Here is a 16268-nt window from a genome sequence, read left to right on the forward strand (position 1 = left end):
GCTCTTTTCCTGATTTTAGATAAAATAACGTCAAAACGGTAAAGGTGTGGTCTAATGAAAATATTGGTTTTGGCAGTTCATCCTCATATGGAAACCTCGGTTGTTAATAAGGCATGGGCAGAGGAATTGAGTAAACATGACAATATCACAGTACGGGAGCTTTATAAGGAATATCCGGATGAAGCGATAGATGTTGCGAAGGAGCAGCAGATGTGCGAGGAATACGACCGGATTGTTTTCCAATTTCCGCTTTATTGGTACAGCTCTCCGCCGCTCTTAAAAAAATGGCAGGATCTTGTGCTGACTTTCGGCTGGGCCTTTGGTTCAGAAGGAAAAGCCCTGCATGGCAAAGAGCTGATGCTAGCTGTATCAACGGGGAGCGAAGCGGAAAAATATCAAGCGGGCGGAGCAAATCATTACTCAATCAGTGAGCTATTGAAACCGTTTCAGGCCACAAGCAATCTAATCGGCATGAAATATCTGCCGCCATATGTGTTCTATGGCGTGAAATATGCAAACGGAGAGGATATTTCCCTCAGTGCAAAACGGTTAGCCGAATACATCCAACAGCCTTTTGCTTAAAAGAAAGCCCTGTCCAGCGTGCGACAGGGCTCTTTTAAAATTAAAAATCCGGCAGCTCGGACAGGTTGTTTTCTCTTATACCATCCGGTTCACTTCGCAATATGTCTCGTCCATATTTATGGAAGACATCAACATGAGCGAGTTTTCCCGCTTTTGCTTCTGACAGCGCAGAGGGATAGTCGAGCTCTCTTCCTGTGTTCGTTTTTACTGCAATTATATTGTCTTCCTCATTTCTTCTGACTGCAATAATTTCTTCTTTTCCAGATGGAACAGCTTGCTGCTCCGCGGTTGTTTGCCGGTCTTTATACGTTTCATATGCTGCTTCAAATTGATCCATACTTACACCTCCATCTTTTAGCGTGAACAAAAATACCGATGATCATGTATGATTTCCATACGGCATACGACAATATTTCCTGAGAAATATCTTGGGAATGTGACAAATCAATCCTTGATCTGCGAAGAAAAAAGGGATTCCGCATGAAAAACGGAATCCCTTTCAGTTATTTTGTCATGTGTAAGTCCTTTGTTTTCATATAGCCTGTCGCACCGCCGTAATCAACGAATACCCAATTAAAATCAAAACCGCCTTTTTTCGTTTTACTCCAGCCTAAAAAAGAAACGCTTGTGTCTGCCGGAAGATTCTTGATGCTTTTTCCTTCAGCGGATGTATAAACTTTCGTTTTTGTTTTCGTTTTTACTGTTGTAGCTGCTTTTACAATGTAATGAGTGGAAACAAAGCCTGTTTTGCCGTTTTTATAATGAACCTTTGCCCAGTCAGCGTTTGCGAAGGAAATCAGCTTTAAGCTGTCGCCCAAGTGCAGTATGGCTGATTTATGGCTTGATGCGGAAGGCTTCGTTCTGACATTTAGAGCCTCTGTTGACACCAAATAAGAATCAATCGGATAGCTGTATAAATCATCAATGCTTACAGTTGTTTCTGGCTGTTGTGCATGGATCGTGCTTGCGCCCCCTGCAGAAGCCGCAGTCATTCCAGCTGCAAGTGCGAGAGTTGATAATACTTTTGTCGTTTTGTTCATTTCTTCCTCTCCTCACGTAGAGAAATAATTCAATCTATATTCGCTATTCACGTTTTCACAGATTCCTAAACATGAAAAAGGACCAGATAAAGATCTGGTCCGCGGCAATTATTTTTGTGTTTCAAGTTTGAGAGGCGCGGATATCATTTTTTTCACCTTTTTTCCGTGTAAAATATCATCTGCCGCTTCTGTAGCCAGTTTACCGATCAAGTCAGGCTGCTGAGCGACAGTGGCTGAGAGCTTTCCATCTTTAATCGAAGCGAGTGCATCTTTATTGCCGTCAAAACCGATCACTACAATATCTTTTCCCGAGCTGTTAATTGCCTCGAGAGCCCCGAGCGCCATTTCATCATTGTGAGCAAAAACAGCTTGGATTTCCGGATGTCCCTCCAGCAGGTTTTCCATAACAGTCAGGCCTTTGGTGCGGTCAAAGTCAGCTGATTGTTTTGTGACAATGTCGAGCTTCTGATCTGCAATGTTATGAAATCCTGAACCGCGTTCCCGTGTGGCAGAAGCGCCGGGCACGCCTTCAAGTTCTGCCACCTTTGCATCTTTTCCAAGCTTGTCGGCGATAAATTCCGCGGCCATTTCACCACCTTTTACATTATCGGAAGCAACGAGGGTTTCTACTTTTCCTTGTTCCGCGGAACGATCGATTGTGACGACGGGTACATCGACTGAATTTGCATATTCTACTGCCGTTGAGATCGCCGAAGAATCAGTCGGATTGATTAACAATGCATCGACATCTTGCTGAATTAAATCTTCCACATCACTCGTCTGTTTCGATGAATCATTTTGCGCATCGACAATGATGATTTTCATTCCCCGTTTTTCAGCTTCTTTTTCGATGCCCTTTTTTAATGAGACAAAAAAGGGATTATTAAGTGTCGAGACGGATAAACCGATGGTGAATTCCTTTTTGTTCCCCGAGTTTGCCGGCTTTGCCCAATGGGGAGGTTCAAGCGAACAGGCAGTTAATAAAAACAATGATAACGTTAAAATGACGGATACAGCCTTTTTCATATAAAAACCCTCCTATGCTGACTTTTTGCGGTCTAATAATACCGCAATTAAGATGACAATCCCTTTGACAACCAGCTGATAAAACGATGAGACACCAAGCAGGTTGAGCCCGTTATTCAGTGTGCCGATAATCAGCACTCCGATGAATGTGCCGATAATGCGCCCGCGGCCGCCGGAGAGGCTGGTCCCGCCTAAGACGACCGCCGCGATTGCATCCAGTTCATACGATTCTCCGGCAGTCGGCTGTGCTGAATGCAGACGGGAGGTCAATATGGCGCCGGCAAGGGCGGATAAAAGCCCGGCTAATGAATAGATCATTACTTTCACGCGTGTTACTTTAATGCCCGAAATGAGCGCGGCTTTTTCATTGCCTCCAATTGCGTACGTTCGGCGTCCGAACGGTGTTTTATGAAGAAGAACCCAAAGGATGACAAAGGCGAGAACCATTGTAATGGCCGGTACAGGGATGCCTAAAAAATAACCGCGTCCGAACAGTTGAAAAGCGTAGTTTGTGCCAAGTCCGGTAATCGGGTTTCCGTCTGTATACACAAGCGTCAGCCCGCGAAACACAGTCATGGTCGCAAGCGTGGCGATAAAGGGCGCCATTTTTCCTTTTGTGATCAATAGTCCGTTGATCATGCCGAGTACGGCACCAATGATACAGCCGAGAATGATCGCAAGAACTGGATCGACACCGGATACAATCATCCCCGCGACTAAAGCGCTGGACAGGGCAAGAATAGCGCCAACAGAAAGATCAATGCCGCCTGTTAAAATCACAAAAGTCATGCCGAACGCAATTAATCCGTTAATAGCGACCTGGCGAAGCAGGTTTAAAATATTCAGCGGTTCAAGAAAGCTGGGATTTAAAATAGATACAATGATAACGAGAATAAATAAACCGAGAAACGGGCCGAGTTTTTGCATGACTCCGTCGAAGTGAATCCGTTTTTGTTCTGTTTGCAGCTGTTCCATTTTCATATTACCGCCCTCCCGTGGCAAGTGTCATAATTCGTTCTTGTGTTGCTTCCTGCGCGTGGATTTCTCCGCTTATTCTGCCTTCATGGACAACGATAACACGATCGCTCATCCCGAGAATTTCCGGCAGCTCTGATGACACCATAATGATGGCGACGCCACGCTCAGTCAGCTCATTCATCAGCGAGTAAATCTCCCGTTTCGCGCCAACATCCACACCTCTGGTCGGCTCATCCAAGATGAGCACTTTCGGTCCGATCCCGATCCACTTGGCAATCACAACTTTTTGCTGGTTGCCTCCTGATAAATGGCGTGCGTGCGTTTCCTGTGATGCCGTTTTGATGGTCAGGCGTTTGATTAAAAGATCGACAAATTCAGCTTCCCGCTTGTGATCAATGAGGCCTTTAGGAGAAAAACTGGACAGATTGGGCAGGGCGATATTCTCGCGAATTGAAGTGTCGAGCAGCAGCCCTTCATCTTTGCGGTTCTCTGTAATAAAGCCGAGCCCTTTTTTCACCGCATCCTGCGGGTTCTTAATGACCGTCTTTTTTCCAGCGATCCATATCTCACCCGAGTCCAGCCTGTCAACGCCGAATAGCGCTCTCATGATTTCTGTCCGGCCGGCCCCCATCAATCCGGAAATACCGACGATCTCACCGGAACGAACAGAAAAGCTGACATCTTCAAAACGTCCTTTTACGGAGGCGTTTTTCACCTCGAATATATTGTCACCGAGTGAAGGAGCCCGTTTTGGATATCGTTCAGTCAGCTCGCGTCCAACCATTTTTTTGACGACTTCATCGAAATCGGTTTCAGAGATGTTTGTTGTATCTACCGTTTTTCCGTCACGCATGATGGTGATTCTGTCGCAAATCGCAAAGATTTCTTCCATGCGATGCGAAATGTATACGATTGATACGCCGTTCTTTTTTAACGCTGTAATGACCTCAAAGAGTTTGCTGATTTCCCGTTCCGTCAAAGCAGCGGTAGGCTCATCCATAATGATCACCTCGGCATTTGTCATGAGCGCTTTTGCAATTTCGACCATTTGCTGCTGTCCGACGGAACACTCGCCAGCTTCTTGATCAAGAGAAAGAGAGACAGACAGTTTGTCAAATTGCTCTTTTGCTAGCGCTTTCATTTTTCTTGTTTGTAAAACGCCCAGCTTGGAGGCTATCTCTTTCCCGATAAATAGATTCTCAAGAACGGTCATTTCCGGCCAGATATTCAATTCCTGATGGATAAAGGCTATTCCATGCTGTTCCGCTTCTTTCGGATTGGAAAAATACATTTCGTTTCCGTTTATGCGGATTTGCCCTTGATCCGATTTATGCAGGCCTGTCAGAATGTTCATAAGCGTGGACTTGCCGGCGCCGTTCTCTCCCATTAATGCGTGAACCTCGCCAGGCACGAGCTGAAAGGAAACGCCTGATAGTACTTGATTTTTTCCGAATGCTTTATGAATGTCTTTCATTTCAATCTGCATGTTCCATCCTCCCTTCTAGAAAAGCACACCCGCCTGCAGGATGCAGTTGGCATATGGTGTGAATTCGCCTGTTCTTATAATGGCTTTTGCTTCTTTTGTCAGCTGCTTAAACTCCTCGTGAGAAAGGTATTCAATCTCCTGTTCAGAAAAAAGGTTCTCTAGAAATCTGGCATTCTCCTGATTAGCAGTTTTTATTTCAGATGCAGCAATGACTTTTTCGACAGCCATTTCTTCTGCGAGCACCGCCGCGGTATCTTGAAAAGCCGGAAGTCCCGGCTTCAGTGAAAGGTCAATTTTCAAAACGCCGTCAGGAACAGGCAACCCCGCATCTGCGATGACAATTTTATCAGTGTGGCCAAGGTCGGCTAAAAGCTTGGCAAGGTGGCTGTTCAGTATTCCGTGTTTTTTCATGACAACAGCTCCTCTACTTCCTTTCTTGTCGGCATTCCGCCTTGGGCACCGAAGGAACAGACAGAAAGGGAAGCGGCGCGATTGGCAAATCGCAATGCGGCTTCAATGTCTTTTCCCTCTGCCAGAGCCACGGCGAAGGCTGCGTTAAACGTATCACCGGCTCCGGTTGTATCAACGGGCTCAACGGGGAAGGAAGGGATAAGCCGCTCTTTGCTTCCGGCTGAATAACGGACGCCCTGTTTTCCTTCCGTAATAAAGAGCTTTGCCGGATACAGCGCCAAGGCTTCAGAAACGGTAAGCCCGGGGAACAATATTGACGCCTCGTGTTCATTCGGCGTGAGATAGGTGGCATGGTCAATTGTTTCCTGTCTCAGCGGTCGGGCCGGTGCCGGGTTGAGCATAATCGGGATATCGAGAGAATGGCAGTATCTGCACACTTCATCAACCGTTTCCTCGGGGATTTCCTGCTGAATCAGGACCATATCAACTTCAATTTGTTCAAGCGCGTCTATCGCATACGATGGAGTGATATCATCATTCGCACCTTTGACGACAACAATACTGTTATCACCTTCGGCAAGCACTATGTGGGCGGTACCGCTATCTTTGTGTGTAACCGGTTCCATATAGTCGGTGCGAACGCCGTTTGCTTTTAAATTATCCAAAATGGCTGTGCCATAATGATCATCTCCGATCTTACCGACCATAAACACGTGAGCCCCAAGTCTGGCAGCAGCAACGGCCTGATTGGCTCCTTTACCGCCCGGCACAGTCTGAAACGACGTGCCAAGTACTGTTTCACCGGCTTTTGGGCGTTTGTCCGAGGTGACAACTAAATCCATAGAACAGCTACCAATTACACAAATATTATGCATCGTGATCTTCCTTTCTTGTCGTCTTTCTTCTTATATAGGTGACGGACATTTGAATTGCCGTTTCTGTCAGGGGCTGTTTTTTGATGATACGCAAAAGCAGTTTGGCCGCTTCTTTTCCCATATCATATGCGGGCTGTTTAATTGTAGACAATGGCGGGAACAGCAGCTCGCTTTGTGGAATGTCATCATAGCCGATAATTTGAATATCCTCCGGCACCTTTCTTCCGCGCCGCAAAGCTTCATGTAATACCGCAGCGGCTTGAATATCATTACTCGCTATCACACCGTCTGTCTCTGGATAAGCGGCAAACAGCTCCTTCGCCATCGATTGCGCATCCTTGAAAGAAAATGAAGCCGTCTCGATGACCTGAAAATCAACTTCAGCCTGCTTTAAGATCTCTAAAGCGCCGTGAAAGCGATCTTGAGCGGTCGGCAGGTGAGCGGGGCCTCTCAAGAGCGTAATGCGCTGGCTTTTTCCGTGAATGATGGCTTCGGCCGCTAATTTTCCCCCGGTGCGGCCGTCACTGGACACAGAAGGAGCGCCTTCAGGTGTTCTGTCCAGAAAAACGACTGGGTGATTCATGCCGTTGTATTCCTCAAGATCCGGGTAATTCGTTGCGGCAATAATGCCTGCGACATGATTTTGCTTAAAGGTTTGAAGGTACTCAAGTTCTTTTTTCAATTCCTCGTCACTGTTACCGAAAATAAGGCGATAGCCTTCCCTGTTCAATTCATCCTCAGCACCGCGGGCAAGCTGGGGGAAGAAAGGGTTTGTGATATCCGGGAGCAAAAGCCCGATCAGCCGGGATTCTCTTTTGTAAAGAGATCGGGCGACTTCATTTGGGTAATAGTTCAGCCGCTCCATCGCCGCTATGACGCGCGTTCGCGTTTCTTCGTGTACATAGCCGCTGTCATTTAGGACGCGGGAAACCGTCGCAACAGAAACGCCCGCCGCTCCGGCAACATCTTTAATTGTAGCCAAAACAGCTCCTCCTTGTGTAACCGTTTACATAGATAGATTATCATGAGCCATCCGAGGTTGGCAATAAAAATATCGAAAGAAAATCTATTGTAACTTATATATAAATGAGAAATTTAAGTTTTTTACTCTTTTTTTGACAAAATCTTCGCAATTCTGGATGAAGATTTCATGAACAAATATTAAGTTTTATTAAAATTGTTTCAAAGTCGTGCGTTTAGGCCTGTACATGAGGAGAAATAGAAAAGACTATCCGCCCAGAAAATGTTTAATTATGTTAGAGAATTCGGACTCGTATATTTAACATTTTCATTGATGACCCCAATAGTCTTTTTGAAATAGGCCTCATATTGCCTCTTCCATGCAGAAAGGATGACATGATGACCTTGTCCTTAAGAAACAGGGAAAACGTATTTTGTGTTCATAAGAACCGGAAACACGCATGATAGCGGGAAAAGCTTGATATCACGCGTTAAAAAAAAGATTGATTTGAAATGCATATTAAATACAAATACCAAGGTGAGACTATACGTCCAGAAGGATATGAGAAGAGAAATAAAAGCGCATTTCTTTTGCTTTTTTTAAGAAAAGCTAAGATGTAAGTCCTGCCATTTTCCAAATTTAGAAAGCAGTTTGTAGGTACAAAATCTCTTTCAAAAGAGAAGTTTGGCTTAGTGGGTTAGGGAAGATTATGCTACATAATGCCGATTGAGAATTCATAGTGATTCTATATACTGATGAATGAATTTACAACAATATAGAAGGAGATGTCGAAAAGCAATGTGGTTACTCATTATAGCCTGTGCTGTCATACTGGTCATCGGAATATTAGAAAAACGACGACATCAGAAAAACATTGATGCCCTCCCTGTTCGAGTGAATATTAACGGCATCAGAGGAAAGTCCACTGTGACAAGGCTGACAACCGGAATATTAATAGAAGCCGGTTACAAAACTGTCGGGAAAACGACAGGAACGGACGCAAGAATGATTTACTGGGATACTCCGGAGGAAAAGCCGATCAAACGGAAACCTCAGGGGCCGAATATCGGTGAACAAAAAGAAGTCATGAAAGAAACAGTAGAAAGAGGGGCCAACGCTATTGTAAGTGAATGCATGGCGGTTAACCCGGATTATCAGATTATCTTTCAGGACGAACTGCTGCAAGCCAATATCGGCGTGATTGTCAATGTTTTAGAAGACCATATGGATGTCATGGGGCCGACGCTCGATGAAATTGCGGAAGCGTTTACTGCTACTATTCCTTATAATGGCCATCTTGTCATTACAGATAGTGAATATACCGAATTCTTTAAACAAAAAGCAAAAGAACGAAACACAAAAGTCATCATTGCTGATAACTCAAAAATTACAGATGAATATTTGCGTAAATTTGAATACATGGTATTCCCTGATAATGCTTCACTGGCACTGGGTGTGGCTCAAGCACTCGGCATTGACGAAGAAACAGCGTTTAAAGGAATGTTGAATGCGCCGCCAGATCCGGGAGCAATGAGAATTCTCCCGCTGATCAGTCCGAGCAAGCCTGGGCACTTTGTTAATGGGTTTGCCGCAAACGATGCTTCTTCTACTTTGAATATATGGAAACGTGTAAAAGAAATCGGTTACCCAACTGATGATCCAATCATTATTATGAACTGCCGGGCAGACCGTGTCGATCGGACACAGCAATTCGCAAATGACGTATTGCCTTATATTGAAGCAAGTGAACTGATCTTAATCGGTGAAACAACAGAGCCAATCGTAAAAGCCTATGAAGAAGGCAAAATTCCTGCAGACAAATTGCATGATTTAGAGTACAAGTCTACAGAAGAAATTATGGAATTGTTAAAGAAAAGAATGCACAACCGTGTCATATATGGCGTCGGCAATATTCATGGCGCCGCAGAGCCTTTAATTGAAAAAATCCACGAATACAAGGTTAAGCAGCTCGTAAGCTAGGAGGAAATGCAGACATGTTCGGATCAGATTTATACATCGCACTCATTTTAGGTGTACTACTCAGTTTAATTTTTGCGGAAAAAACAGGGATTGTGCCGGCAGGACTTGTTGTACCGGGATATTTAGGACTTGTGTTTAATCAGCCGGTCTTTATATTACTCGTTTTGCTAGTGAGCCTGCTCACTTATGTGATTGTGAAATACGGTTTATCGAAATTTATGATTTTGTACGGACGCAGAAAATTCGCTGCCATGCTGATAACAGGGATCGTCCTGAAAATCGCGTTTGATTTTCTATACCCGATTGTACCATTTGAAATCGCGGAATTTCGAGGAATCGGCATCATCGTGCCAGGTTTAATTGCCAATACCATTCAGAAACAAGGATTAACGATTACGTTCGGAAGCACGCTGCTATTGAGCGGAGCGACCTTTGCTATCATGTTTGTTTACTACTTAATTTAATGTAAGGTGTGTCAAACGATGAAAAAAGAACTGAGCTTTCATGAAAAGCTGCTGAAGCTGACAAAACAGCAAAAAAAGAAAACCAATAAGCACGTATTTATTGCCATTCCGATCGTTTTTGTACTTATGTTCGCGTTTATGTGGGCGGGAAAAGCAGAAACGCCGAAAGTCAAAACGTATTCTGACGACGTTCTCTCAGCCTCATTTGTCGGGGATATTATGATGGGGCGCTATGTTGAAAAAGTAACGGATCAAAAAGGGGCAGACAGTATTTTTCAGTATGTTGAACCGCTCTTTAAAGCCTCTGATTATGTAGCCGGAAACTTTGAAAATCCGGTAACCTATAAAAAGAATTACAAACAAGCAGAAAAAGAAATTCATTTGCAGACGAATAAGGAATCAGTGAAAGTCTTGAAGGATATGAACTTTACGGTTCTCAACAGCGCAAACAACCACGCAATGGATTACGGCGCTCAGGGCATGAAAGATACACTAGGAGAATTTGCGAAGCAAAACCTTGATATCGTTGGAGCAGGATACAGCTTAAGCGATGCGAAGAAGAATATCTCGTACCAGGAAGTCAATGGAGTAACCATTGCGACGCTCGGCTTTACCGACGTGTCTGGAAAAGGCTTCGCGGCTAAAAAGAATACGCCGGGCGTACTGCCCGCAGATCCTGAAATCTTTATCCCTATGATTTCAGAAGCGAAAAAACATGCAGACATTGTCGTTGTGCAGTCACACTGGGGACAAGAGTATGACAACGATCCAAACGACCGTCAGCGCCAGCTTGCACGAGCTATGTCTGATGCGGGAGCTGATATCATTGTAGGCCATCACCCGCACGTCTTAGAACCGATTGAAGTTTATAACGGAACCGTGATTTTCTACAGCCTCGGAAACTTTGTCTTTGATCAGGGTTGGACGAGAACGAGAGACAGTGCACTGGTTCAGTATCACCTGAAGAAAAACGGAACAGGCCGCTTTGAAGTGATGCCGATTGATATCCATGAAGCGACGCCTGCACCGGTGAAAAAAGGAAGCCTTAAACAAAAAACGATTATTCGCGAACTCACGAAAGATTCTAATTTCGCATGGAAAGTAGAAGACGGAAAATTGACGTTTGATGTTGATCATAGCGACAAACTAAAATCTAAATAATAGGAGTGATAAAAATGAAATTTGTCAAAGTTATCTGGCCGTTTGTTGCCGTAGCTATCGTATTCATGTTTATGTCAGCTTTTAAATTCAATGATCATCTGACAGATCAGGAAAAGCAGAAAATTGATACGGAAATGCACAAAATCCAACAGCAGGAAGAACCGGCAAACGCCACTAAATAATTCAAAAAAGAGAGTGTCTCATGAGGCATTCTCTTTTTATTTGCCCAGCATATTCATTCTGTAAAAATATCAAAAAGTCTCTTAACATATTCAAAAAAATACCGATGTTAAAACTGCAAATAGAGGAGGAGATAATAAAAGTGAACACACTGGCAAACTGGAAGAAGTTTTTGCTTGTGGCGGTTATCATTTGTTTTTTGGGTTCAATTATCACAAAAGCGGAGATTGCGGAGGCTGATACGTCATCTGAACTGATGATCAGCGAAGCGAAAAAACTGCTTGGATATCAGTATAAATACGGCGGGGAAACGCCGGAAGAGGGATTCGATCCTTCGGGATTGATTCAATATGTTTTCAGTAAGGCTGATATTCATCTGCCGAGATCTGTGAACGACCAGTATAAAGTCGGAACGGCCGTAAAACCGGAAAATCTGCAGCCGGGCGATGTTTTGTTTTTCAAGAAAGAGGGAAGCAGCGGAACTGCTCCGACACACGTTGCTCTTTACATTGGAGACGGCCAAATGATTCACAGTACGCAATCAAAAGGGGTTATCATCACCAATTACAAAACGAGCAGCTATTGGAGCGGGTCTTATATCGGGGCGAAACGAAGCGCAGCCGATCCGGCAACTGCTGATGTCCCTGTCGTTCAGGAGGCCGAGAAATATATCGGCATTCCATATGTATTTGGCGGAAGCACACCGTCAGAGGGCTTTGATTGCTCAGGACTCGTGCAATATGTGTTTCAACAGGCACTCGGCATTTATCTGCCGCGATCAGCCGAACAGCAGTGGGCAGTGGGCGAGAAGGTAGCCCCTCAGAACATACAGCCGGGTGATGTCGTCTATTTCAGCAATACGTATAAAACGGGAATTTCACATGCAGGCATTTATGCTGGCAGAGGAAGATTTATTCAGGCAAGCCGGTCAGAAAAAGTAACCATTTCCTACTTGTCAGAGGATTATTGGATATCGAAGATGACAGGCATTCGCCGATTTGACAATCTCGCAATCACGAAAGAAAATCCGATTGTGTCCGAGGCAACGCTTTATGTCGGAGAAGTTCCCTACAAAAAGGGCGGAGTTTCTCCAGAGACAGGATTTGATACAGCCGGATTTGTCCAGTATGTATACCAGAAAGCAGCCGGTATTTCCCTGCCTCGATACGCAACAAGCCAGTTCAAAGCCGGAAGTATGATTGAGAAGGCGGATCTGAAACCGGGAGACATTGTGTTCTTCCAATCAACAAGCTTAAATCCCGCCATCTATATCGGAAACGGACAAGTTGTTCATGTCACATTATCAAACGGCGTGACCATCACCAATATGAACACGAGCACGTATTGGAGAGATAAATATGCGGGAAGCATACGGGTGCAATAAAAGGACAAAGACTCCAGAATCTCTGGAGTCTTTTCTTTATGCATATTGGCCGGAAAGAAGCTGGTCAATAAAGTAAGCCACACCATTTTCGTCATTGCTTTTTGTGACGAAGGTGCTTTTTTCTTTTAATTCATCGATCGCGTTTTCCATAGCGATACGGTGTCCGGCGACTTCAAACATGGACAAATCGTTCGGACTGTCGCCGATCGCATAGATATCCTGTGTTTCAATTCCGTATATTTCAGTCAGCTCTGTCAGCGCGCGTCCTTTTCCTGAAGAGGCCGGCAGGATTTCGATAATATGTTTTCCAGAAGAGGTTTGTGCCAGTTTATTATGATGCTTCAGCTCTTCCTTCGCTTGTTTCAGCTTGTCCATATCAAAGGAGAAGCAAAGAAGCTTATAAATGTTTTCGCTGCCGTCAAAAACCGATTCGATATGAGGGATGCGTTTAATGCCAAACTGCTTGAACTGAGTCATGGCTCCTTGCCACAATTCATCGGTCTTTTCGCTTGGATTTGCGCTCTTTAGAATATCAAACTCCGCATGCAGCTTATCCTCGCCGTCAAAAGGAGAAAGCAGATGGTCATCTGTATATACCTCAAAGTAAATGTTTTTTGACAGTAAGTAATCAGCGATAGCCTTGCTGGCCTCCTGATCCATTAATGTCCTGCTGATCAGGCGGTAGCCTATGTCATGAACCGTACCGCCATTTGCCGCAATGATAGGGATATCCAGATCTTCCAGCAGCGTTTTTACATCAAACGTTGCTCTTCCCGTGCAAATGGTGACGAGGATGCCGGCATCCATGGCCCGCTTGATCGCCGCTCTGTTTTCAGCAGAAATGACGCTTTCCTTATTCAGTAATGTTCCGTCTAAATCAATCGCAATACATTTCATATGTAGGGTACCTCCTTAAAAATGAAGCTGCTTCGACTAGTATGTTCAGCTTTCCTGCGAAACATTAACCATATCTATCAGGCTAAACGTTACTTTGAAAATTTTCAACAAGGAAATATGTAAAAAACGGGATGGCAATTACGCCATCCCGTTTTTTATACACCTAAATCGTTTTGCAGCTCTTCTTTGACTTCCTGCAGTTTTTGCTGATTCAATTTTAAATAATATACTCCGGCAGGTTTGTAATCATAACCCGTCAGCTGAATAGAATCAACCGATTTCAATGAAGTGAGAAACGGGAACAGGCCGATGGCATCTTTAAGTGATAAGTTCATTTTCAGATTTTTCCCCATCGTATCCACAATGTCATCATAAGCCGGGATTGAGCTCAGTGATTTTGACTTTTCCAAAATAGCGCTCAGCACTTCCATTTGTCTTTGTCCCCGCAAAAGGTCACTGTCCGCTTTACGTGTTCTTACGTAAGCGAGTGCTTCTTCTCCATCAAGCATATGAGTTCCCTCTTGAAGAACGACTTTTCCCTTTGTATCTTTTTTGATTTGCTTAATGACTTTATCGCTTTTTACTGTTACTTTGACGCCATTCAGCTGGTTCACGACGTCTTCAAAAGCTGTGAAATTACTTTCGACGACATAATCAACGGGAATATCCAGCATCTCCTCAACTGTTTTCACAGTGAGGTCAACGCCGCCGTAAGCATGAGCATGTGTAAACTTATCATAGCCATGGCCTGGGATATTTACATAGGCGTCACGCGGAATGCTCAGCATTTTAGCTGTTTTTTCTTTCCGGTTAAATGTAACCAGAACATTCGCGTCACTTCTTGCCTGGTCGACAGTCTCGCCGTTTTCTTCTCTGGCATCAATTCCCAAGAGCAATACAGAGAAAGAATCTTTTCCGGGATCAAATTCTTTAATCCGTTTTACTGATTGTTCTCCGCGCGCAAGGCTGACATGAGCTTCTTTAGAAGCATTGTTCAGCTTGACATAAGCATAGGTGCCGACAGATCCTGCCGCAATAACTAGAAAAGCCATCAAACCGGCAACGACTTTCACCCATTTTCTAAGTCGTCTCTTTTTCTTTCTGCGGTGCGTTCGTTCTTCCATATCAATACCCTCTCGTTTCTTTAATATTTGAAGAGTACCATTTATTTTGCCATGGGACAACTCTTCAAAAGACATTTTTCGATAAATATTCCTATATTTATAAGTTCCTGTTCTTAAAAGTTGATATTTTAAATGTGATGAATCACCTTATATTGGACGCTCTAGCAGATAAAATGTTTCGATGACGTTGAAAAAAATGCAAGTAAATGATTGGAAACTTAGGGGCTGCAAGAACGAAAAGGTTTAATGGCCGGAAAAAGAGGCTAAAAGATTTCTAATAAACTTCGCAACAATGTCATTGAAGCTGAATGGAGAAAGGGAGTCATTGTTATGAAAAAGCAGTCGAATATATGGCTTTATTTTTTCGGCGCTCTTGGAGGCGCGTTATACGGTTATGACACCGGAGTGATTTCCGGCGCTATTTTATTTATGAAAAAGGATTTAGGATTGAATGCCTTTACAGAAGGGCTTGTTGTCAGCTCTTTATTGGTTGGGGCGATATTAGGTTCAGGAACGGCTGGTAAGCTGACTGACCGTTTCGGAAGAAAAAAAGCGATTATGGCGGCCGCGCTGCTGTTTTGTATAGGCGGTCTGGGTGTGGCACTCGCCCCGAATACGGGAGTCATGGTGCTGTTTCGCATTATATTAGGACTTGCAGTGGGGACTTCGACGACGATCGTGCCGCTCTATTTATCTGAACTGGCGCCAAAGCATAAGCGCGGGGCGCTGTCATCGCTGAATCAGCTGATGATCACGGTCGGCATTCTGCTTTCTTACATTGTCAATTACATATTTGCCGATGCCGAAGCGTGGCGCTGGATGCTTGGATTGGCTGCTGTGCCGTCTCTGCTCCTGCTTATTGGCATTTTGTTCATGCCGGAGAGCCCGCGCTGGCTGTTTACGAATGGCGAAGAAGGCAAAGCGAAAAAGATTCTTGAAAAATTGCGTGGCACAAAAGATATTGATCAGGAAATACATGATATTCAAGAGGCGGAAAAGCAGGATGAAGGCGGTCTGAAGGAGCTGTTCGATCCATGGGTTCGCCCCGCCCTGATTGCCGGCTTGGGACTGGCGTTTTTGCAGCAATTTATCGGAACGAATACGATCATCTATTATGCGCCTAAGACCTTTACAAACGTTGGATTTGGAAACTCCGCTTCGATTTTAGGAACGGTCGGAATCGGCACAGTCAATGTGCTCATGACATTAGTAGCGATAAAAATCATCGACAAGATCGGAAGAAAGCCGCTATTGCTATTCGGGAATGCCGGGATGGTGATCAGCTTGATCGTTCTCGCTCTGGTGAATCTCTTTTTCGATAACACCGCGGCTGCCTCATGGACGACAGTCATTTGCTTAGGCGTGTTTATCGTTGTTTTTGCGGTCAGCTGGGGACCGGTTGTCTGGGTGATGCTTCCTGAATTGTTTCCGCTCCATGTCAGAGGAATCGGCACTGGGGTTTCGACCTTGATGCTGCACGTTGGGACACTGATTGTTTCACTAACCTATCCAATATTAATGGAGGCAATCGGCATCAGTTATTTATTTCTGATCTATGCCGCGATCGGTATCATGGCGTTCTTGTTTGTCTGGTTTAAAGTGACAGAGACGAAGGGGAAAAGCCTTGAAGAAATTGAGCAGGATTTACGGGACAAAAACGGACAGGGGGGATCGGCTGGAAAACAGCAGACGGCCGAAACATAAAAAAGGGTGCGCGAT

17 protein-coding genes are annotated in these 16268 nt (G+C 44.5%); 7 read left to right on the forward strand and 10 right to left on the reverse strand.

What is annotated here, in order from left to right; all coding sequences use genetic code 11:
* Positions 1 to 54 precede the first annotated feature (54 nt).
* Positions 55 to 582, forward strand: a complete 528-nt coding sequence (locus tag V6D41_RS09410) for an NAD(P)H-dependent oxidoreductase (RefSeq protein WP_148962585.1) — start codon at positions 55 to 57, stop codon at positions 580 to 582.
* Between the two features lie 40 nt (positions 583 to 622).
* Here the strand turns inward: V6D41_RS09410 and V6D41_RS09415 are convergent, their stop codons facing one another.
* From V6D41_RS09415 to V6D41_RS09450, 8 genes are all read right to left on the reverse strand, one after another.
* Entirely contained in the window at positions 623 to 919 is a 297-nt protein-coding gene (locus V6D41_RS09415; RefSeq protein WP_333518018.1) for a DUF3892 domain-containing protein, read from the reverse strand.
* Positions 920 to 1085: 166 nt separating this feature from the next.
* Positions 1086 to 1622 carry an SH3 domain-containing protein gene (locus tag V6D41_RS09420; protein ID WP_333518019.1) on the reverse strand — a complete coding sequence of 179 codons (537 nt, stop codon included), beginning with the start codon at positions 1620 to 1622 and terminating at the stop codon, positions 1086 to 1088.
* Between the two features lie 108 nt (positions 1623 to 1730).
* The gene (gene rbsB, locus V6D41_RS09425) at positions 1731 to 2648 is read right to left on the reverse strand and encodes a ribose ABC transporter substrate-binding protein RbsB (RefSeq protein WP_333518020.1); all 918 of its coding nucleotides are present in this window, start codon (positions 2646 to 2648) and stop codon (positions 1731 to 1733) included.
* 12 nt (positions 2649 to 2660) lie between these two features.
* Positions 2661 to 3629: a ribose ABC transporter permease RbsC gene (gene rbsC / locus V6D41_RS09430; RefSeq protein WP_333518021.1), complete on the reverse strand. Its 969-nt coding sequence runs from the start codon at positions 3627 to 3629 to the stop codon at positions 2661 to 2663.
* A 1-nt stretch (position 3630) separates the two neighbouring features.
* Positions 3631 to 5112 (reverse strand): ribose ABC transporter ATP-binding protein RbsA, encoded by a 1482-nt coding sequence (gene rbsA, locus V6D41_RS09435; protein WP_333518022.1) that lies wholly within the window; start codon positions 5110 to 5112, stop codon positions 3631 to 3633.
* Between the two features lie 15 nt (positions 5113 to 5127).
* Positions 5128 to 5523 (reverse strand): D-ribose pyranase, encoded by a 396-nt coding sequence (gene rbsD, locus V6D41_RS09440; RefSeq protein WP_289348436.1) that lies wholly within the window; start codon positions 5521 to 5523, stop codon positions 5128 to 5130.
* Positions 5520 to 6398, reverse strand: coding sequence for a ribokinase (gene rbsK / locus V6D41_RS09445; protein ID WP_333518023.1), 879 nt, complete (start codon positions 6396 to 6398; stop codon positions 5520 to 5522). The genes rbsD and rbsK overlap by 4 nt, the downstream gene beginning before the upstream one ends.
* Entirely contained in the window at positions 6391 to 7380 is a 990-nt protein-coding gene (locus V6D41_RS09450; RefSeq protein ID WP_333518024.1) for a LacI family DNA-binding transcriptional regulator, read from the reverse strand. Before V6D41_RS09450 ends, rbsK begins: the two co-directional genes overlap by 8 nt.
* A 777-nt stretch (positions 7381 to 8157) precedes the next feature.
* On the opposite strand from V6D41_RS09450, the gene pgsB reads away from it, so the two are divergent.
* The 5 genes from pgsB to V6D41_RS09475 all read left to right on the forward strand — a co-directional run bounded on the left by pgsB (position 8158) and on the right by V6D41_RS09475 (position 12528).
* A complete protein-coding gene (gene pgsB / locus V6D41_RS09455) occupies positions 8158 to 9339 on the forward strand; it encodes a poly-gamma-glutamate synthase PgsB (protein ID WP_087991735.1) in 1182 nt (393 codons plus the stop codon).
* A gap of 14 nt (positions 9340 to 9353) precedes the next feature.
* Positions 9354 to 9803, forward strand: coding sequence for a poly-gamma-glutamate biosynthesis protein PgsC (gene pgsC / locus V6D41_RS09460; protein ID WP_003227889.1), 450 nt, complete (start codon positions 9354 to 9356; stop codon positions 9801 to 9803).
* A gap of 18 nt (positions 9804 to 9821) precedes the next feature.
* Entirely contained in the window at positions 9822 to 10964 is a 1143-nt protein-coding gene (gene pgsA / locus V6D41_RS09465; protein WP_333518025.1) for a capsular polyglutamate synthetase PgsA, read from the forward strand.
* A 14-nt stretch (positions 10965 to 10978) separates the two neighbouring features.
* Positions 10979 to 11146 (forward strand): extrachromosomal elements maintenance protein EdmS, encoded by a 168-nt coding sequence (gene edmS, locus V6D41_RS09470; protein WP_148962595.1) that lies wholly within the window; start codon positions 10979 to 10981, stop codon positions 11144 to 11146.
* Between the two features lie 140 nt (positions 11147 to 11286).
* Positions 11287 to 12528, forward strand: a complete 1242-nt coding sequence (locus V6D41_RS09475) for a C40 family peptidase (RefSeq protein WP_333518026.1) — start codon at positions 11287 to 11289, stop codon at positions 12526 to 12528.
* Between the two features lie 36 nt (positions 12529 to 12564).
* Here the strand turns inward: V6D41_RS09475 and V6D41_RS09480 are convergent, their stop codons facing one another.
* Positions 12565 to 13425 (reverse strand): Cof-type HAD-IIB family hydrolase, encoded by an 861-nt coding sequence (locus V6D41_RS09480; RefSeq protein ID WP_333518027.1) that lies wholly within the window; start codon positions 13423 to 13425, stop codon positions 12565 to 12567.
* A 155-nt stretch (positions 13426 to 13580) separates the two neighbouring features.
* Entirely contained in the window at positions 13581 to 14549 is a 969-nt protein-coding gene (gene tagT, locus V6D41_RS09485; RefSeq protein WP_333518028.1) for a polyisoprenyl-teichoic acid--peptidoglycan teichoic acid transferase TagT, read from the reverse strand.
* A gap of 324 nt (positions 14550 to 14873) precedes the next feature.
* On the opposite strand from tagT, the gene V6D41_RS09490 reads away from it, so the two are divergent.
* Positions 14874 to 16253 (forward strand): sugar porter family MFS transporter, encoded by a 1380-nt coding sequence (locus tag V6D41_RS09490; protein ID WP_333518168.1) that lies wholly within the window; start codon positions 14874 to 14876, stop codon positions 16251 to 16253.
* The last annotated feature ends 15 nt before the right edge of the window (positions 16254 to 16268 follow it).

The organism is Bacillus sp. 0102A (assembly GCF_036765155.1).
Taxonomy (GTDB): Bacteria; Bacillota; Bacilli; order Bacillales; family Bacillaceae; genus Bacillus; species Bacillus subtilis_G.

Excerpts from the sequence above, each read along its gene's own strand:
- V6D41_RS09410 (WP_148962585.1), top strand. The coding sequence starts at position 55 with ATGAAAATATTGGTTTTGGCAGTTCATCCTCATATGGAAACCTCGGTT.
- V6D41_RS09415 (WP_333518018.1), bottom strand. The coding sequence starts at position 919 with ATGGATCAATTTGAAGCAGCATATGAAACGTATAAAGACCGGCAAACA.
- V6D41_RS09420 (WP_333518019.1), bottom strand. The coding sequence starts at position 1,622 with ATGAACAAAACGACAAAAGTATTATCAACTCTCGCACTTGCAGCTGGA.
- rbsB (WP_333518020.1), bottom strand. The coding sequence starts at position 2,648 with ATGAAAAAGGCTGTATCCGTCATTTTAACGTTATCATTGTTTTTATTA.
- rbsC (WP_333518021.1), bottom strand. The coding sequence starts at position 3,629 with ATGAAAATGGAACAGCTGCAAACAGAACAAAAACGGATTCACTTCGAC.
- rbsA (WP_333518022.1), bottom strand. The coding sequence starts at position 5,112 with ATGCAGATTGAAATGAAAGACATTCATAAAGCATTCGGAAAAAATCAA.
- rbsD (WP_289348436.1), bottom strand. The coding sequence starts at position 5,523 with ATGAAAAAACACGGAATACTGAACAGCCACCTTGCCAAGCTTTTAGCC.
- rbsK (WP_333518023.1), bottom strand. The coding sequence starts at position 6,398 with ATGCATAATATTTGTGTAATTGGTAGCTGTTCTATGGATTTAGTTGTC.
- pgsB (WP_087991735.1), top strand. The coding sequence starts at position 8,158 with ATGTGGTTACTCATTATAGCCTGTGCTGTCATACTGGTCATCGGAATA.
- pgsC (WP_003227889.1), top strand. The coding sequence starts at position 9,354 with ATGTTCGGATCAGATTTATACATCGCACTCATTTTAGGTGTACTACTC.
- pgsA (WP_333518025.1), top strand. The coding sequence starts at position 9,822 with ATGAAAAAAGAACTGAGCTTTCATGAAAAGCTGCTGAAGCTGACAAAA.
- edmS (WP_148962595.1), top strand. The coding sequence starts at position 10,979 with ATGAAATTTGTCAAAGTTATCTGGCCGTTTGTTGCCGTAGCTATCGTA.
- V6D41_RS09480 (WP_333518027.1), bottom strand. The coding sequence starts at position 13,425 with ATGAAATGTATTGCGATTGATTTAGACGGAACATTACTGAATAAGGAA.
- tagT (WP_333518028.1), bottom strand. The coding sequence starts at position 14,549 with ATGGAAGAACGAACGCACCGCAGAAAGAAAAAGAGACGACTTAGAAAA.